Genomic DNA, 19044 nt, shown 5'->3' on the forward strand with positions numbered 1-19044 from the left:
ACTATCATTCAACCCTATCTAACTTAACCTCATAATCATTGAAGAACATCAATAAATGATACACTCTCCCCCGATTAATAATCTTTACGGCTTTTTTCCATTCACTGAGATTAGGTTCAGAAAATTTAGCCACCACACCTATATAATTTGTATCACTCTGTATTTCAAAACTGTCTATAAACTTAAATTGTCCCGGCAGAATGAAATAATCATAACTTTTGACAAAGTTTGTTTTTAAAACTTCCTCATAGTCATTATTAATTTCCTCAAAATCCGCAGACATGAACATAGAATCATCAACCAGCTCAAATACTTGAACCTCAATAGGAGACGCTCCCCCTAAAAAATTCGGATTCACTTCATCATCAGCAACCAAACTAAACGTTAGTTTAGTTAATTGATCCGCTGGTGTTGTTGGCTTAAATATCTGCTGGGCAGAACCACAACCAGATAATGAAACCACAGCCACCAAAACTAGCAGGAATGAGACGACCTTATTGTTCAGCATGCTTTTCACGTACTTTTCTATCATAAGACTGTTCAAAAATTTCCCAGAAAAGCTTATCAAATCCTTGTTGACGATTAGAGGTTAACTCACTGTAGTAACGCTCATACATGTCCCATGCCCACGCCCCCTCTTCTGAATGATGATGGGTGTTATTTCTCGCATATCGTTTAAAGCGTTTAATCAAAATTTCAGGTGAGAGAGATTGTAAAATCTGACTTAAAGCAGAGGTAATTGCATGCTGTACCGCTTCATTATGTACTTTAATCATCTCCATACTTTCTTGAACAGAAGAAGCGGCAGATAAATGCATCAAGCTCTTATCTTCATCAAACATTACCCTAATAGTTTCTTCATAACTTAAACCTAGGTTTAAAGGGTTATCTTCGATTGGCTGTAGACTTCTTTGAATAAGACCATAACGTGAGTTTTTAACTTGAGCGTTTAAATCTAATAGCCCCTGGACACAAGATTTTAAAGTGGTTGCAACTTCTGATGATAATGATTGCATCTCACCTAAACTAAGATTTTTTCCAATATCAACACCAAGTCCATCAATAATAGGGCCACCCAAGACGTGATTATTGCTTACTGGATTGACACGTTCTAACTCTTTTTCAAACAACTCATCCCGACTATCAAATAGTTTGGAATCTAGGTCATCTTTCTCTTGAAGATCAATTCCAACTTCATTGTCTAAATAATCTAAAATTTTGTTATCCATTTTTTCAAGATCCTTATTTTCAAAATCAGAAATGAAATTGACATTTTCTGTCTTTCTAGTCGTTTTATTTTTACTAAACTTGATGGCAGATGAAACATCATCTTCGCCATCTGCCTGCATAGTAAAACCCAATTTAACATCTGAAGGAATTCTATTGATCACATCCAGTAACAAGTCAGGCTCAACGTCTTCTTCCTCATCTTCAAATAGGCTATGCGTCTTTACGACAACAATCTCGTCATCAAGCGCGGCCAAAGGATCTAAAAGAGGTTTAGACTTATCCTGTTCTTCATCTTCTAATAATTCAGCATCATCTATTTCTAGATCAGCATCGTCTTCACTATAATCATTATCTTCTAATAACTTTGAATCTTGGCTCGGAAATAGCTGATCAAGTGAATAATCACTATTTTTTAAATCAGCATCACGGTTAACAAATACCCTTAACTCGTAATCTCCGATTTTGATCACATCCCCATCAGACAATCGAGCTAAATTTCCATAACCTAATGGCATTTCCGAATAGTTAACATATGTCTTTCCAGATATGTCTTTTAAACAGAATGCATTATCTATATAAACAATTTCACAATGGATAGGAGCGATGGATTTACTCTTATCAATCAAATACCAATCTATATTCGTATTAGAGCCAATCATTCCACCAGTTTCAGTGAAAGTAGACTTCGCCAAAAGTCCGACTTCTAATGAACTCACATTGACAACAATCAGATTTAAGACTCTTGGCACATCATCCATAATTAATTCCTTACCTGAATCAGCACTTTTCTTTCACTTTTTGAATCGCCTAAAAATGATGACCAACCTAAAGAAAAATCACCATTTCCAAGAGATGTTTTAGGTGTTTGGCTTTCATTTAAAACGAGCTCAAGATCATATGCCATCTGCTCTCTAAGAATAAATTCCACCAACTTACAAAGAGGCAAAAACTCTTTCCCGGAAGGTAAGAAATCTAAAAACTGATCTCGACTAAGACCTTTCAATTGCAATATGAACTTGCCTTTAATGTCATTGACATAGTTTCCAACGACCACATCCTGACCAATGGTTGAGTTTTTCATGCCCAACCGTACTTGTTGGTTTTCTTTAATTAAAACTTTTCTTTTTACCCATTGTTTAATAGAAACCTCTTCTAAATCAAAACAATGAGATATTATTCCAGAGACAACTTGTGGCGATCGACTTTTACCGGCTAGGGTTCCTGAATAGGCCAGCATTTTACACCAATTAATTGGCGTATCCCCTCTCAAGTCATCATCAGCAAGACCCACAAGTGAGAAGAGTTGATTCGAAAACTTGTCTTTTGCCTCTTCTTGAAACCTGACGTAATACCGATACTTACGCCATGACTGATACACCAAAGAAATCAATCTATTATTAAAAAAATCTAAAAACTTTCTTTTGACTTCAGCATCGTCGCTAACCAGCTGCTCCAATATATAACTTGGTAATGGAGATTGAGCTCCCGTAATACCAAAAAAATTGGTTTGAACTTCAGCCTTTCCATCACCAATCAATGTCATTTTTGCGACATCACTGGCTGAAAATCCTAGACTAGGGTTCGCACTAAACGTGAGTCGACAGTCAGTGTCCAAACTCTTCAATTCTGGATCAATGTCAAATTCTTTATGAAGTACTTCTACTAGCTGATAAAAATTGTATTTCTTAATATCTCTAACAAGCATTTCATTATTAGGCAAAGAGGTATTATTCATTATATTAGTGGTTGTATCCCATCCTGAATTCCCCACGTATAAACTTCTCTATTCTTTGAATTAATAACGACAAGTTCATGAAATGAGTTAATACTGGCATAAAGAGAAAAAAATCGACTTAGTATTGTTCCAAATTGATACAGACTACCCTCGGAAGAAAAATAGTCTAAATCGAGCTCAATGGTAGATCGTAAACCTCTTACCGCCATACCATAGATAATACGGTCTGTTGGTTCCGTCTCAACGCTCAAAATACCATTTAATCTTTGTTTGGATATCTTTTCAGCCTGACGATTTACAAGCGCCTTAAAATCATACGCTCGAAGAATTGAGCTAAGTGCATCTTTTGAAAGCAAAGACAAATAATTAAGTGAAAGATTCGATATCAAGGTCCATAACAAACTACCGTCAAGCACTGGTCTTAATGGCGCGGTAGGTATTACAATGTTTTCAAACGTTGCAAAGGTAGGAGAAGAATCTGTTGTAATACAAATATCTTTAAGGCCAAGTTCTACTGGCAATTGACGATTTGTACACGTTAATTTAATGGATACAGCCTCATCAAAATTATATGCATTAGATTCGTCCCCTCTTATAAATGAAATGTGTCGATCAAAGCCATCTTTCTTTATACTTTCCTTTACTCTGGCACGATAATAAAGCGCTTCGCGATTTCTCACTCTTTCAACTTCATGCTGAAAACTTTCAAATTCAGAGTAAACCCTTTTTCCGCTTTTTACTCTTGACTCACTATTTTTACTATGCTGCCAACCTGCGACTTCATTTATACTAAATATTTCATAATGATTAGGAGACACGCTAGAGGGAATGATTTTGTATTCGGTCTTTAATCCAGTCAGATCAATTGGATCTGCATCGTGATCAAACAAATTAATAATAGGTGTGCAGTATAGCTGAAACAGTTCTTCTGAAACTTTAACACCAGTATCGATGGTTTTATTAAAATGTAACTTGATAGAGAATCGACCAGAAGCACTTCTTGGTATGGCCTCACCAATTCCCTCTATGTCAAAAAAGTTAAAAGCTTCTGAAAATGTTAAGTATTCTTGAATGATACGATATCCATCATAAACATTCTTAGGATAGGGTAAGAGCGCTTCTTTTTTATCAAAACCGACAAGAGAAAGCGCCTCTTTTTTCAAAGAGTAATTAGTATCATCATAATTAACGGTAATCTTGTCTAAATAGTGGTTAATCCATAAGTACATCATTTCAGCACTGTACTGATCACCACCGATATAAAACCTTAATGCATCTAAATCAATTTCCTTCGCGGTCAAATCACCATCAATTTCGAAAAAAAGCTCTACAACACTCGCCTCTCTGGTGTGCTGAGCTGTGATTTTTTCACATTCAATCGGGTACAAATCAACGTCTCTACAAGTTCGAAACTGACACGTTGTCCCACGGATTTGCTTGCTATTTAAACTGACCCCTGCATTGATTTTGTGCTTAACACTGACCCCCTCTTTTGGTTTGAATTTAATAACACTCAAACTTGGAACAGGTCTAAGGTAATTTGGCCAAAGCATGTTAATCATAGAGTGGGTTAACTCAGGGAACTCATCCTCTATTTTCTCCCTTAATCGTCCTGTCAGAAAGGCAAAACCCTCCAACAAGCGTTCAACATCAGGGTCAACATTGCGACCATGTAGATATCGTGACAACTGAGGATGAATTTCAGAAAACTCTTTTCCTTGTTCTCTCAGAAACTCTAATTCCTCTCTAAAATACTTTTCATGTGACACGATCAATACACCCTATACTTACGATCACCACCAAGTAGCAAACTGATTTTCACTTTTTCATGAAGCGCATTGCTATTTACATCGGCTTGAATTTGAAAACATAACTCTAGAGGGCTGCTTGAGTTGGTAACATTCTGAATTTGAATATTGCACAACCTAGGCTCATATTTATCCAGACACCCTTTAATCGCCAGTTTCACCCTTAATGAAAGGTCCATGGTTTCCAATAAAGCATCATTAAAATCAATCAAGCCAAGATCAGGTGAAGACAAAGCTTCACCTGATCTTGCATTCAAAATATTAGAAACATTTGATTTGATTGAATTCAGCACATCCATTGTATTTGGCCCTTCGGTCAAGGAGATCGGCTCTGCCTCACTCCCTAACCTATCTAAAAAGCCAATGCCAAATGCATTTTCTTCATCCATGAAACATCTCCATTATCAGATTTTACTGATCCAAACGACCGACAAGAGACAATTCGAAATTAGCACCCATGTATTTAAAGTGTGGTCGAACCGATAAAGAGACCTGATACCAACCTGGGTTCCCTTCAACATCAGACACTTCAATCTTAGCGCCACGAAGTGGGCGACGACTGCGAACATCCGCTGGCGGGTTTTCCTGGTCAGCAACATACTGCTTAATCCATGAATTTAGCTCACGCTCAAGATCTTGACGCTCTTTCCAAGCGCCAATTTGCTCTCTCTGCAACACTTTAACGTAGTGTGCCAAGCGATTGATAATCATCATGTAAGGTAACTGAGTACTTAAGCGGTAGTTCGTTTCAGCTTCTTTCCCTTCTTTGGTATTAGGAAAAATCTTAGGCTTTTGAACAGAGTTAGCAGAGAAAAAAGCGGCATTATCACTGCCTTTTCTCATAGTAAGAGCAATGAAACCTTCTTCCGCTAATTCAAACTCTTTTCTGTCAGTGACCAGTACCTCTGTTGGTATCTTGGTTTGCAATTCACCCATAGACTCGAAAACATGCACAGGTAAATCTTCAACCGCACCACCACTTTGCGGGCCAATAATGTTTGGACACCAACGGTATTTTGAAAAGCTGTCGGTTAATTTTGATGCAAATGCATACGCCGTATTACCCCACAAATAATGACTATGAGACTGACTAACATTCTCTTCATAGTTGAAAGATTTAATCGGGTTTTCAATAGGGTCATATGGAACACGCAGCAAGAAGCGTGGCGCAGTCAAACCAAGATAGCGAGCATCTTCTGACTCTCGCAATGAGCGCCATTTGGTGTATTTTGGACCGGCAAAGATAGAGCTCAAGTCTTTTAGGTTTGACATTTCTTCGAATGAATCCACGCCGAAGAACTCTGGACCAACACTTGAGATAAACGGAGCATGTGACATAGCACCCAACGACGCCATATATTGCAACAGTTTCATATCAGGGGAAGAAGGCGTAAAGGCATAGTTACCAATGATAGCGCCTGTTGGCTCACCACCGAATTGGCCATAACCTGAAGAATATACATGCTTATACAGACCACTTTGCGTTGTTTCAGGTGCAAATTCAAAGTCTTCAAGCAACTCGTCTTTTGTCACATGAATCAACTCAATTTTGTTGTTCTCTCTGAAATCCGTGCGATCAACCAGTAACTTAAGGCCTCGCCATGCAGATTCCATTTGCTGGATGGATTCATCATGTAAAATCTCATCCATCTGAGCACTGATTTTTCGATCCAATTCGATCAACATTTGATCGACAAGATTTTTATTAACAGGCTCATCAGTCTGATTAGAACTCAAAAGATTACTAATAAAAGCGGCCACGCCTTTTTTAGCAACATCGTAGCCTTCTTCATTCGGCGCAATCTTAGTTTGCGCCATAATCTCATCTAATAAATTGCCATTGATTTGTTCACTGGCAATACCTTCCATAGCTGTATTATTTGTAGACATGTTTCTTCTCTGTAAGCAAGTTATAAAATAGTTACTCAGACGGCTGATCTTGGTCAGCATTTTCTTCATTCACAAGATTGAGTTCTGCAAGCAGCTGTTCTCTGCTTGAATCAGATGACAACATTGATTGAAGGCTATTACGAAATGCAGCGACATTCCCTAAAGGCCCTTTTAATGCAACCAAAGCTTCTCTTAATTCAATCAGTTTTTTCAGCTCTGGCACTTGAGCAGCGATGGAATCTGGAGAAAAATCAGCAAGACTTGAAAATTCAAGATCTACCGCAATATCGCCACCTTTATCATCCAACTCGTTGCTAACAGAGGTTTTAAGATTCAAATTACTTTCGCGCATTACCGCTTCGAAGTTATCTTTATCAATGGAAATACTTTTCCGTTCTTCTAAAGGCGTTTCTTCTGGATGGCCTTTAAAATCACCGACAACCAAAGTTTTCAATGGCAATTCAACTTCAGCTTGAGCATCACCCGTTGCTGGTATGTATTTAATATTAATTCGCTCTTTAGGAGCGACGCTTCCTTCTTTTGACATTTTCAATCTCCATTTCAATTCATTTCAAAAGATAAAAATAACTAAATAGTTATATCTGCTTTCCACTAGGGGCATCAATTTAGGCTATAGACATAACCATCATCAAACCAATAATAATCTGAGGATACGGGTTTCTTAATTCCATCTTTTAACGCATGAAATTTTTCATCCGAATTCGCCAACTGCTTTTCATCTAAGCGCCCTACAACTTCTTCTAACTCAACTAACATAGTTTCATATAACGAAGAAAATCTGTCCGTACCTGCATAGGTAAAATAAAGGTCATAATACGACTTTGACTCAACTAAATTTAATGCGATCCCTTTATAGGTTTCACTGTTACCCGATAAAACCCTCGCAACTGTTGCGATTGAAGCTAACTCGCCTTTATTGGCCGACTTTACAAGCCACTCAAAAGATTCATCCTCTCTTTTCAAGCTCTCAAGTACATCCACAAGCCTCTTTATAGCGGGTAAATAGCCCGTATTGGCGCCCTTAATATAAAACTCTAATGCGGAGTTCAGCCTACTGTAATCAAAGAAATAGAAACCTTCTCCATTTCGAATATGATCGGCTTTAATCATTAAAGCGACAGGGTTCAATTGCTCAATGGCTTTTTCTAGATAGAGGTTTGCTTTTTCAGCATCAAGCTTTTGAAAATATAGGAAGTAACCTAGATAGGCTGAAGATGCATTTTCAGCCTCAAGGTTTTCTAGTAAATTGAAGTATTTTTTAGACCAAAATGTTTGCTTACCTTGGTCGCTTCTATAAGCTAAATATTGTACGGCACCAAGATCATTATGCTTTGCCGCCGATTCTATATAGTCATTTACAGTATGACTTGTGCGGATAGTCTTTTGATAACCTTGTAGTTCTAATGCATATAAAAACGCAGCAGAGGAATCACCTTGATCAGCGGCAAATTTCAAATACTCTCTTGCCAATCGGTTTTTATACTGAGCACGCAATGTTCTGCCGCGCTCATAGGCATCAGCCACACTAATGCCATCATCAAAAAAAGAAGTTGAAGCAAGAACCGCCTCACTGGAAGCTAAAATAGCAAGGAGCAATACACACTTAATAACATAGCAACAACGGAGACAAAAAATATTAAACACAAAAAAGCCTCTACAACGAAACGCGTAAAAATGAAGTACAAACGTTCCGGAGATTAAAGTGGCTTAAAGGCCTATAACATAATGAGGGAAAAAGTGACTAGATCAGGATAGAGAGCAAAACAGTAAAATCAAATTACTGCTCTAATATACCGAAAACCTTTTACAGGCTTGAAACCTTCCATGTTATAAACATTTTGCACCACACAAAACATTACAATCCATACAAAATCCTTTTTTGCTGCTACAGCATCGTAAAACAACGCAATGCCGCACTCCATTCCTTAGATGCTTGGATTCTGACACAAGCTTTCTGAGAAAAAAACCCTAAAATGTAATTTTTTGTAGTCGGGCTGGAAATCTATTACAAATATGCTAGGGAAGGTACGAATAAGTTTACTAAGCCTCAGTCTTTCAGAGAAATTGTCAAATAAGGCGCGACTCTGAAGGCATGTAGGTACCCTTCAAAGAGTCGCAACGCAGTAGGACGTTTTCTCTGAAAGACCCGTAGGGCAAGGTCTAAAAGCCTGTATTCTTTGTTGAGCACCTCGCCAATAGGCCAACTATTCACATTCGGCACTCGCCTCGAATAACAGGTTTTTATCCACATGCTGAGGCAAGAGGACTTGTTCGCACCTTCCCTAGCCACTTTTAAATAAAGCGTCATCCAAGACAGTTTCACCATTCCCATTTTGTTTATTTTAATTTATATTCGCACCCGTTCTCGATAATCAAAAGTGACGTCATTCAGGATGAAGTTAATGAAAGCACAGACAAAATGGACAATACCTGCAGTAATATTATGCTCTCTGGCTTTACAAGCCTGCTCGATTTTCTCCCCCTATACGTCTCATTTTCAAGGCATAAAAGAGCGACTTCAAGAAGGTCAGGAAATTAATGCCCCTATCAACGAAAATCTAGACACTTACCTACACCAATCCGTACAAAACAACTCTTTTAAAGAAGTTAAATACCTACTTAATAACGGAGCAAATCCAAACCTAGCAAACAAGCAAGGACGACTCCCAATTCATTTATTAAACACCAAGAAAACACTCACATCAGATGAACAACAAGCCAATATTCTTTCCATTCTGGCTAAATTTGGCGCCGACATAAACACCAAAGGCATCGATCAAAAAACACCTATTATTGAAGCCATTATTAACAACAAACCACTCAGTGTTGAAACATTATTAGAATACCAAGCTGACATTGAAAAAACCTATCAATCTAACACCCCACTAATGCTTGCCGTTCAAACAGGCAATATAACCATAGTCAACGACCTACTCTCAAAACATCAGAAATTTAACAGGCAAAATAACGCCAATCATACAGCCATGCATTTTACGGCTCTTGCAGAAACAAAAGGGACAGATAAAGAGCTTGCAAAAATAGCCAAAAAACTCCTTAAATCTGGCGTTAAAATTCAAGAATCCTATCAAAAAGACATCATTAACGAGGCCATTAAAAACCACAGACCGCTCGTTGCCAGAGTGTTAATGGAAGCAAGCGAAACACGCTTTACGCCTAATCGAGACCTTTTCTCTCCACTCATGGATGCCGTGTACACAGGCGACTTAAGCCTTGTAAAAAGCATTTTAAAACAAGACGTCGATGTGAATTTCAAAGACTCGAAAGGCTGGACTGCACTGCTTCTTTCCAGCCACAAAAGCAGTGAAAATGAAGACGACCAACAAACCAGCATCATAAAACGTCTGATTAAGTCTGGCGCAACATTAGACACCTTAAACAAAGAAAATAACTCGGCCCTCAATATGGCAATTGAAAGCGGTCGATATGACATTGCCGACATGCTCATCGAGGAACACATTAATACCAATTTAAAAAATATTGACGGCGAAACAGCCTTAATTAAAGCCATTCAAGTCAACAATATCGAACTCGTCGAGCAACTTATATCAGCAGAGAGCATACATACAACAGACGCACACCTTTGGACCCCACTGCATTTTTCAGTTGCTCACCCTGACACTCAGGAAAAGACAGAAGAAACCTCCATTACCGAGTTCCTCTTATCGCTGAACGCAAACCTAAATGCTCAAAATGATCAAGGCGAAACCCCTCTCCACACCGCGATAAAACATAGCGCAACAAATGATGCCATTTTACTACTAGAACAGGGTGCAGACACATCCATTCAAGATAACAATGGTGTCACACCACTCATGCTGGCCGCCCAAGCAAACAACCTAGTGCTTATCAAAAGGCTCATCACAACCAAACAAGACATCAACACACAAGACTCCTACGGCAAAACAGCATTGCATTATGCAACCCTGAAAAAATCCGCTCGCAATGATTACACCCAAGCACAGATAGTGAAACTGCTAATCAATGCTGGTGCCAACCCAAACCTGCAAGACAAAAACCTATCAACGCCGCTACACTTGTCGGTAAAATACAACTTACTTCACACCACCAACGCGCTTACCAAAGCAGACACCATTCCCGACATCAAAGACAATCAAGGCAATACAGCACTCATTACTGCGGTACAAAATGGTAACTACCCCATTGTGAAGATCTTAGCCCAGCAAGTATCAGGGCTTGATTTCAAACAAAATAATGGCTGGGCCGCCATCCACTTCACTGCTCACCCTGACAGCAAAGGCAACAAAGCCACCCAAGCTAAAATTGCCCAAGCCCTGATAAAAGCCGGCGCCAACATTAATATTCAAATACCAACAGGAGAAACCCCACTTAGCATTGCCATTGGTAACGATCAAGGGCTAGTCACCCAAGCCCTCATAGAAGCTGGGGCCAGAATGGACATTGTCGATAACAATGGTTGGACCCCACTCATGTTCGCCGTTTACCTAGGCAAACTGGACTCGCTAAAACAAGCGCTCAAGGTGGCAAAAAATTTAAACATCAAAAACAAAGATGGCATGACCGCCCTACACCTTACAACCAACCCAAGCAGCTTTGGCGGAACCCAAGTACAAGCACAAATAGCAAAGCTGCTCATTAGCAAAGGCGCTGACGTAAACGCCAGAGCTTCAGACGGCTCCACCCCCCTTCACTTTGCGGCCAGCAACAACATGCCTGAAATCATCAAGATTCTTCTATCCGCAAATGCCTCTCAGACCATCAAAAATTTCAAAGGCTGGACAGCAAAAGACGAAGCGCTAAAAACAAACAGCACTCAAGCCCTTAACCTTCTTAACTAACTTCCTCCCCCCACCCAATCAGCACGAGCAAAACTCCGCCCAGCAAGCAAAAAACCGCCTAAGATTAAGGCGATAAATTGCTTAATCGACTTGTTGATTTTTAACATACTGATTTATATAGATATTTTTTCTGGCATTGGATTTGCTATAGAAAGATAAGTGTTTATGACACTTTTCAATCTTTTATTACTTATAAGGAATTAGATTATGCCAACGCCGTGTTATATTTCGATTCAAGGGGAAACACAGGGACTGATTACTGCTGGTGCCATGACAGTGGATTCTACTGGTGAAATCGGTTTGGAAGGTCACGAAGATGAAATGCTAGTACAACAGTTCTTGCATAATGTCACCGTACCAACGAACCCACAATCAGGTAGCCCATCTGGTAAACGTGTTCACAAACCGTTTAAATTCACCGTGGCTCTAAACAAAGCCGTACCATTACTTTACAACGCCTTGTCTGCCGGTGAAAAACTGTCAAATGTGGAATTGAAATGGTACCGCACGTCTTCTGAAGGCAAGCAAGAAAACTTCTTCACAACCTCATTAGAAGGTGCTGTGATTGTGGACATCGAATGCGAAATGCCACACTGCCTAGACCCATCTAATGAGTCTTTCACACAGAACTTAACAGTATCCCTTGCGTATCGTAAAATCACTTGGGATCATGTTTCTTCTGGAACATCTGGTGCGGATGATTGGACTCAACCAATCGAAGCCTAACGCTTCGTATTATTTTCGATGACACATCGTTAATATGAACGAAATGAAGTCGCCAACTGAGCTTGGCGACTTTTCTATGGAATAGCAGTAACACAAGGAACGTAATATGGCGACGTTAATGTTTAAGCTGGCCGTTGACGGCCTCGATGAGAACACCTTGCTGGTACGAGAGTACCGAGGCCAAGACTCTCTCTCGGATTCCACATTAGACGATGGAACCACTTGCTATGGGTTCCGTTATCAACTGAACTTAGCCAGTCGTCGTATGGACTTGTCTGCGGACAACATCGTCGACAAGCAAGCGGAATTAACCGTCTGGCGTGATGGTGAACTGGTTCACCGAGTGCATGGTATCGTCCGCCACTTTGAAAAAGGCGACACCGGCCACAACTACACCTTTTACGGCTTGACCCTAGTGCCCGCGTTAGAGCGACTGTCGTTACGCCATAACAGCCGCATCTTCCAAAAACAAAGCGCCAAAGACATCCTCACCCAATTGATCACCGACATGGACATGCCGGCCCCCGTGTTCACCTTGGAAAACGAAGAACCAAAAGAACGGGAGTTCTGCGTTCAATACCGTGAAACCGATGCCGACTTCCTACATCGATTGGCCGCCGAAGAAGGCTGGGTCTATTACTTTAGCCACGAAGCAGGCAAACACACCTTACACTTCATCGACAAGAGCCAAGCTTTAGCCGTACAAGACGACGCCATTGCCTACCATTTACTCACCGCTGGGGTCTCCGAAACCCCTTACATCAAAGCGCTCAGTGAACACAAACAATCCCTACCCAGTCAGTCGACCTTAAAAGACTACAGCTTCAAGCAACCGGGTTACGCCGCCTTGAATCAGCACACAGGGACCAACCTAGAACATCAACTGAGCCTCTACGAACACTTTGATGCCCCAGGCCGTTTTAAAGACAACGCCACTGGCCAACGTTTTGCCCGCATCCGTTTAGAATACTTGCGCCGTCGTGCTCACCTGTTGACCGGTGATAGCGACGCCTCAGCGATCCTCGTTGGCCGCAAAATACGCATTGCCGGTCACTTCGACGCCAGCATCCAAGACAACAGCTGGATCCCAGTTCAAGTCGAACACCATGGCACCCAACCACAAGTCCTCGAAGAAGAAGGGGGCGAAGGTCAGACCAGCTACCAAAACCACTTTACCCTGATCCCGGGCCAAGTGAACTGGCAGGCAACCCCACAACCGCAACCCAGTGTCGATGGCCCCATGATGGCCACCGTCGTCGGTCCAGCGGCCAACGATGGCGATACCCCAGAAGAAATCTACTGTGACGAACACGGTCGAGTGAAAATCCAATTTGCTTGGGACCGTTACGGACAAAAAGACGACTTCAGCTCCTGCTGGGTCCAAGTCTCCCAAAGCTGGGCGGGCAGCCAATACGGCACCATCGCCCTGCCTCGCATTGGTACCGACGTCATCGTCAGCTTCCTTAACGGTGACCCAGACCAACCCATTATTACCGGTCGAACCTACAACGCTGACAACTTACCGCCTTACGCCTTACCGGCGAACAAAACCAAAACCGTGTGGCGCAGCCAAACCCACCAAGGGGAGGGGTTTAACGAAATCAGCTTCGAAGACCAAGTGGGCCAAGAACAAGTCTACCTGCACGCCCAAAAAGACCTGCAAACCGACGTCTTAAATGACCAGACCACCAGCATAGGTAACGACCAACACCTGAGTGTGGTCAATGACAGCTTCAGTGAAGTGAAAAACAACCAGCACATCACGGTCAAAGGGGAACGTCGAAGCAAGGTCACCTTAGACCAAACCCACATAGTCGAAGGCAGCTTACAGCAGCAGGTCGGTGAGATCGCCGTGACCGAAGCTGGAACAGAATTGCACCTCAAAACGGACGGTAATGTGGTACTGGATGCTGGCCCCCTATTCACCCTGAAATCCGGCGATAACTTCATCACCATCGACGAAAACGGCATCAATGTCGTAGGCGCCATTATCAAGGTCAACACTGGCGGTGCTGCATTAGAAGGCAGCGGTTTTGCAGGGGTGTTGCCCGAATTACCAATCGGCGCTGAATTAGCGGAGCCGTCAGAAGCCTCCACAGTAGAACCAACGCCAGCGTTAAAACAAAAATTGCTAGAAGACCAGCTGCAAGATCAACCCGTAACCGAACTGTGTCAGAAGCAGCTTGATAACACCTGCCCTCTTAGCGATTGTCCTTGTGGGAACTACCGAGCATGATAGCGTCAGAGACCTTTAGCTTAACGTCTGAACCATTCGAAGTAGATGTAGAGCATTACCTAATAGTAAATAGTGTTCCCGTTAGTACGCCTCCTTTACTCGCAGACATTCAACGGCACAGTGATACAAGTGACTATGTTGCTCTCTACCATAAGAGTGAATTATCTACCTTAATGGACATGAGCCCTTATGTGGTAAAGGTACATCAGGATCACCCACTTCTACATCAGTATGTAGGCAACGCCGAAGCACATAATAGCTGGTCAGGTATTTTATTGACCGTCTCTAAAGACGTCCCCTTTGAAAGTTTACTAAGCCATTTGAGACAACGCTTATTGGTGTCTTTTTCTGAGGGAAGGAAAGGCATTTTGCATTTTTCTAATCCTGCCGTCGCGAATTATTTTTTCTCAGAAACCACGGAGCAAACAGATACAGATTCGTGGTTGGGGCCCATTAAGCAAGTATGTTGGTATGGGCCAAACCACTCTCCGAACCAAGGTCTATGGTGCAAAATACAAAACAGCCAAGCGATATCAGAAACGCCATCGTCAGACCAAGATCAAGCACCGTCTTCAATGTGGCTTATGACCGCATCGCAAGCGCTTGCCTTCAAACAACAAAATATAGACAAAGCGTTAGCGGACTATTTCACTCAGATGTCTCTCAGTGTCACGGATCCTCAACAATGGCTCACTTATCGAGCACATTTCCACGATGCTGAAAAGCTCGGATTCACCGAGTTCGAAAACATTTACCAATATCTTTCTCTATGTGAAAAACAACACACAGTAGACCAACAAGACGACAACTACCGAATAGAAACGGAAACAAAGCGCCTGATTGAGCAACTCGATATTCAGACGGTTCAAACCCTTCAGGAAGATCAAAAGTTACCTCATATTGCGCTGCTTTTAGAAAAGGACCCATCGTATGTCAACGGATAAAATCGGCTCAGGTGTCGCTTGTGACGGCCCTAAAGTATTTATTGAAGTGACTGGGATACAGCATGATTCTAGCTACAATATTCAATTTTACGATGTAAAAGACAACAGCCAAAAAACCGACCTAGAAGGCAAAAAAGTCTGCCAAGAGTTGGTCGACACCAGTGTCTACAGTTGGGCCTGTGAAGACACGAGCGAAACCGTAAACGCCTTTCTGTCGATTCCCTCAGACAGTGGTGAAATCAAATTGCCCTTGTTTGAAAACGCCAAACCAAAAAAACGTGTGGATGGCGAACAAGACTACCTACTGCACGCCGTTGTACCACTGACGTTATTGCCGACCTACAAAGAAAACCTCGCCGACAAAGACCGCTACGCCCCATCGCGTAATGGCTATTTTTACGTCTTCTACAACCACAAAGCATGGCGAGAAATTGAAATGCGCACCCCAGAGGGTGGCCCAGTGGTCTTTAAAGATGTGGATCTCGCCGCTTACCGTACTGGTGAAAACGACGCGTTTGCCAGCGAACAACGAGATACCACAGGCAAGCCACTGACCGAAATCTGGTTGCCAGTAAAAGACAACAACAAAAACGCTGTGGTGCATCTCGCCTATTCAGACGTGCCTTGGAGCGGTGAACGCTTAAACTACCTTGAAGCGAATGTTTCAGAACTAAAAGAACGCGCTCAATCCTTGCATAAGCTTAATGGTGCAGAAAACGCACCTAAAAACAGAAAAAACGAACGCCACGTGTTACTGGCCAGTGAACTCCCCGAAATGCGTGCTCGTGAGCCCGAACTCGAATGGTTTGTCGCCGAGCCTTTGAAGCTAAACCGTGATGTCTCAGGAAGCTGGTTAAGCAAAACCTATACCGAAATCAAAGACAAAATAAAAAAGGCCAACGCGGATGGCGATAAGCAATTTGAAGCATTAATGACTCGTAGCGCTTTTCAATACGAATACGGCATGAAACAAGCGGCGCTAAAATCCCTAATAGACAAAGACGACGAGATAGACAAAGACTGGGAAGCCGATGCCGGCAGTGATTTCCTAGCCGACGCCAAAGCCCGTCAGCTAAGAACCCTAGTACTGGACGACCCCATATTTGATTTAAAACACAGCACCTATCTGAGCCTGTCTAGTGTTGGCTACATACAGCAAGTGTATGTGGACATGGGCAATCAGGAGTACTACCAAACGGCTGAACTGACGCAGCAAATGATCATGACGGAGAAATTTGGTAAGAAAGACAACCCACTTAACAAGTACGATGGGGATGTCAGTCGTGACTTAAGAGGACGCTTTCACCGAACCTTACGCACACGGGAACGTTTGGTCGCCAACCGTGATGTCAAAGAGCTCCAGTACTATGTAGAGCAAGCGCTCAACGATAAACGTACAGCGAATGTATTACGTGATTACGCTTCATTAAATGGTATCAATGCAGCAGGGGCTCACGCCATTGCTGGCCGCGCCCTCAGTACGCTGAGTATCGATATTGATAAAATTGATGCCTTTGCAAAGTACAAATACATTTCTAATTATCTGCCAGCCGACATGCCGTTAAACAAACAGAAAACGGCGACCCTAGCAAGCAGCCATAGTGCGATCCGCAAAATCTTATCATCGGAGAACCACCCACTCAGCAAGGTGCTATTCCCACCAAAAGACAGTGTGCCGCTAGAAGCTGAATACAAAGCGCCAGAAGCCCATAACGATGGCTCAGGCTTTGCGACCCCAGAATTATTAGCGCAATGGGCGAAAGAAAACTTTGAACTGGAAGATGAGAAGCTTCTGGTGATTGATTTGGCCTTTATCACTAAAACCAATGTGGCCGCCACCAGCACGGACAAGATGAAAGATGCCTTCGCTCAAGCTCGGCGTATTAGCCATATTATGGGAAGCATTTTAAACGGCTTTTACGAAGCCCTAACCAACATAAAAGACGTCGCCTCAGACGCCAAGGTCATACAGTTTAATCAAGCCTATGCTTCGGTGCTGGCGTTAAGCAAAGCCGCGAACTCAAATGACCTGGGTAAAATGCTGTTTGTTTCCGCGCAAGGAGCAGAAACCAAGGGCTATGTGGTCGGGGTACATGGTCAAGGGTTAACATTTGGTCTAAGTGCCGATGATCAAGAACACATTAAAAATAAAAAGCGCAAAGGCTTGCAAGGTCGTTTGTATGACAAAGACGGTCGCTTAGTCGTTTCTTCTAACAAAAAGCCCTTTGCCAATGGGGACAAAGCTAGCTTAGGCGCGCGCAGCAAGCTAAAAGTGGTAGTCTTGCCAGAAGACAGTGAAGTGGCGCAAGCCTATAACCAAGCCAATACCCAGCGGGCTATCCGCAACATGGAAGACCCCAATATTAACAGCAGCAATCTGTACGAGCGCATTCGCATCCCGTATTGGATTGTGGCCATTGAGACCATCAATTTAGTCTTAAACTTTAAACACTTTGAAAACCTTTATAATCGAAAAGACAGGCTTTATTCAGGTTTAAGTGCATTTAGTGTTGCTTTGGACTTAGGTGTGGCGGTGACCCATGCGGCCAATTTGCATGGCCATAATGCCTCTCTACTAACCCGTACTGCCAATAAAGAGGCATTTAAAATAACAGGTAAAGTAGCGTCTTTTATAAACTCGATTTCTGGTAATGCGAAATTGGTTGCTAGTATGAGTCGTTTGGCGGTAGCAGGGCTTATTGGTGGCTTATTAACCGCAGGCCTAGCCGGCTGGGAGGCCATTCGGTTAGGGGCTAAAAACGACGACGATGCGGCCATGGCCATGGCCATGGTGGCCGTAGGCACGGCGATGTCGACGGTGGCAACAAGCCTGTTTACCACCAGTGCGCCCATCCTGTTCGGCATGGGGCCCATTGCCTTGTTGGGCATTGGTATCGCCGTGGCAGGAGCATTGTTATACATGCTGTTCTTGGACACACCAGTAGAAGAGTGGCTAAAAAACGGCCCCTTTGCAGACGCTCCGGGGGAAAAATATGCTCACTTACAAAAAAATGAAGTGGCCTTTGACCGTTTTGTGAATTGCCTGTTCTCCGTCGAGGTAAAAGCCTACCAGCTCGGTCGCCAAACCAAGTTTTCTGAGAAATTCAATAAAGCCATGCTGGCCAAAGGCGTCACCCATGTCATACAGGTCAGCAGTAACCTTGCGGCCCTTATGGGGCAGGGCAATGCCAAAATAGAGTGTTATACCCGCGCCGCCGCACAAGAAAAAGTCGAAACGCGGTCACGAACCGGCATTCATAACGCAGACTCCGTGACCCCATTGGGGCAAAAAACATTGCCGATAATTGCCGCATCCGAGGGCTCAGACAGCACGGTGTATTTTGTAAAACACGATGCCAAGTTGCCCAAAAATTATAACGACACCCCTTGGCTTGGCGGGAAGGTCAGCCTGTACTCTTATGCTCCCGCTTTCATGGCACGGGTCAGATTGCACATAGGCGATAAGGTGTTTCCGATGCCCAAGTTAGATCAAGCCAGCTTTGAAGACGAGGTGTTTGATCCCCCGCATTTTACCGAGAATGAAACCTCATGGATAAATAAAGCGGTTACTGTTACATATAAGCAATAACCCTTATAAAAACAAAGCCATACCCAG

At 42.5% G+C, this 19044-nt stretch carries 13 protein-coding genes; 5 read left to right on the plus strand and 8 right to left on the minus strand.

All coding sequences use genetic code 11. The features are described from left to right. Window positions 1–4 precede the first annotated feature (4 nt). From tssJ to MAR181_RS12690, 8 genes are all read right to left on the minus strand, one after another. Window positions 5–508: a type VI secretion system lipoprotein TssJ gene (tssJ, locus tag MAR181_RS12655; RefSeq protein WP_013796993.1), complete on the minus strand. Its 504-nt coding sequence runs from the start codon at window positions 506–508 to the stop codon at window positions 5–7. Further along, window positions 495–1988 carry a type VI secretion system-associated FHA domain protein TagH gene (tagH, locus tag MAR181_RS12660; protein WP_013796994.1) on the minus strand — a complete coding sequence of 498 codons (1494 nt, stop codon included), beginning with the start codon at window positions 1986–1988 and terminating at the stop codon, window positions 495–497. Before tagH ends, tssJ begins: the two co-directional genes overlap by 14 nt. A gap of 2 nt (window positions 1989–1990) precedes the next feature. Continuing rightward, a complete protein-coding gene (gene tssG, locus MAR181_RS12665; RefSeq protein WP_245546158.1) occupies window positions 1991–3001 on the minus strand; it encodes a type VI secretion system baseplate subunit TssG in 1011 nt (336 codons plus the stop codon). After that, complete coding sequence (tssF, locus tag MAR181_RS12670; RefSeq protein WP_013796996.1) at window positions 2965–4734, minus strand: type VI secretion system baseplate subunit TssF; 1770 nt, start codon at window positions 4732–4734, stop codon at window positions 2965–2967. The genes tssG and tssF overlap by 37 nt, the downstream gene beginning before the upstream one ends. A 2-nt stretch (window positions 4735–4736) precedes the next feature. Beyond that, entirely contained in the window at window positions 4737–5162 is a 426-nt protein-coding gene (tssE, locus tag MAR181_RS12675) for a type VI secretion system baseplate subunit TssE (RefSeq protein ID WP_013796997.1), read from the minus strand. Between the two features lie 22 nt (window positions 5163–5184). Further along, window positions 5185–6663, minus strand: coding sequence for a type VI secretion system contractile sheath large subunit (gene tssC, locus MAR181_RS12680; protein WP_013796998.1), 1479 nt, complete (start codon window positions 6661–6663; stop codon window positions 5185–5187). Between the two features lie 31 nt (window positions 6664–6694). Beyond that, window positions 6695–7210, minus strand: a complete 516-nt coding sequence (gene tssB / locus MAR181_RS12685; protein ID WP_013796999.1) for a type VI secretion system contractile sheath small subunit — start codon at window positions 7208–7210, stop codon at window positions 6695–6697. Between the two features lie 74 nt (window positions 7211–7284). Next, window positions 7285–8280, minus strand: a complete 996-nt coding sequence (locus MAR181_RS12690; RefSeq protein ID WP_041651339.1) for an SEL1-like repeat protein — start codon at window positions 8278–8280, stop codon at window positions 7285–7287. An 806-nt stretch (window positions 8281–9086) separates the two neighbouring features. On the opposite strand from MAR181_RS12690, the gene MAR181_RS12695 reads away from it, so the two are divergent. The 5 genes from MAR181_RS12695 to MAR181_RS12715 all read left to right on the plus strand — a co-directional run bounded on the left by MAR181_RS12695 (window position 9087) and on the right by MAR181_RS12715 (window position 19017). Then, a complete protein-coding gene (locus MAR181_RS12695) occupies window positions 9087–11522 on the plus strand; it encodes an ankyrin repeat domain-containing protein (RefSeq protein WP_013797001.1) in 2436 nt (811 codons plus the stop codon). A gap of 207 nt (window positions 11523–11729) precedes the next feature. Next, entirely contained in the window at window positions 11730–12248 is a 519-nt protein-coding gene (locus MAR181_RS12700; protein ID WP_013796985.1) for an Hcp family type VI secretion system effector, read from the plus strand. 106 nt (window positions 12249–12354) lie between these two features. After that, on the plus strand, window positions 12355–14484 hold the full coding sequence (locus MAR181_RS12705) for a type VI secretion system Vgr family protein (protein ID WP_013797002.1): 2130 nt from the start codon (window positions 12355–12357) through the stop codon (window positions 14482–14484). Further along, window positions 14481–15428 (plus strand): DUF4123 domain-containing protein, encoded by a 948-nt coding sequence (locus MAR181_RS12710; RefSeq protein WP_013797003.1) that lies wholly within the window; start codon window positions 14481–14483, stop codon window positions 15426–15428. Before MAR181_RS12705 ends, MAR181_RS12710 begins: the two co-directional genes overlap by 4 nt. Then, window positions 15415–19017 carry a hypothetical protein gene (locus MAR181_RS12715; RefSeq protein ID WP_013797004.1) on the plus strand — a complete coding sequence of 1201 codons (3603 nt, stop codon included), beginning with the start codon at window positions 15415–15417 and terminating at the stop codon, window positions 19015–19017. The genes MAR181_RS12710 and MAR181_RS12715 overlap by 14 nt, the downstream gene beginning before the upstream one ends. Window positions 19018–19044: the final 27 nt, after the last annotated feature.

Source organism: Marinomonas posidonica IVIA-Po-181 (assembly GCF_000214215.1).
GTDB lineage: Bacteria > Pseudomonadota > Gammaproteobacteria > Pseudomonadales > Marinomonadaceae > Marinomonas > Marinomonas posidonica.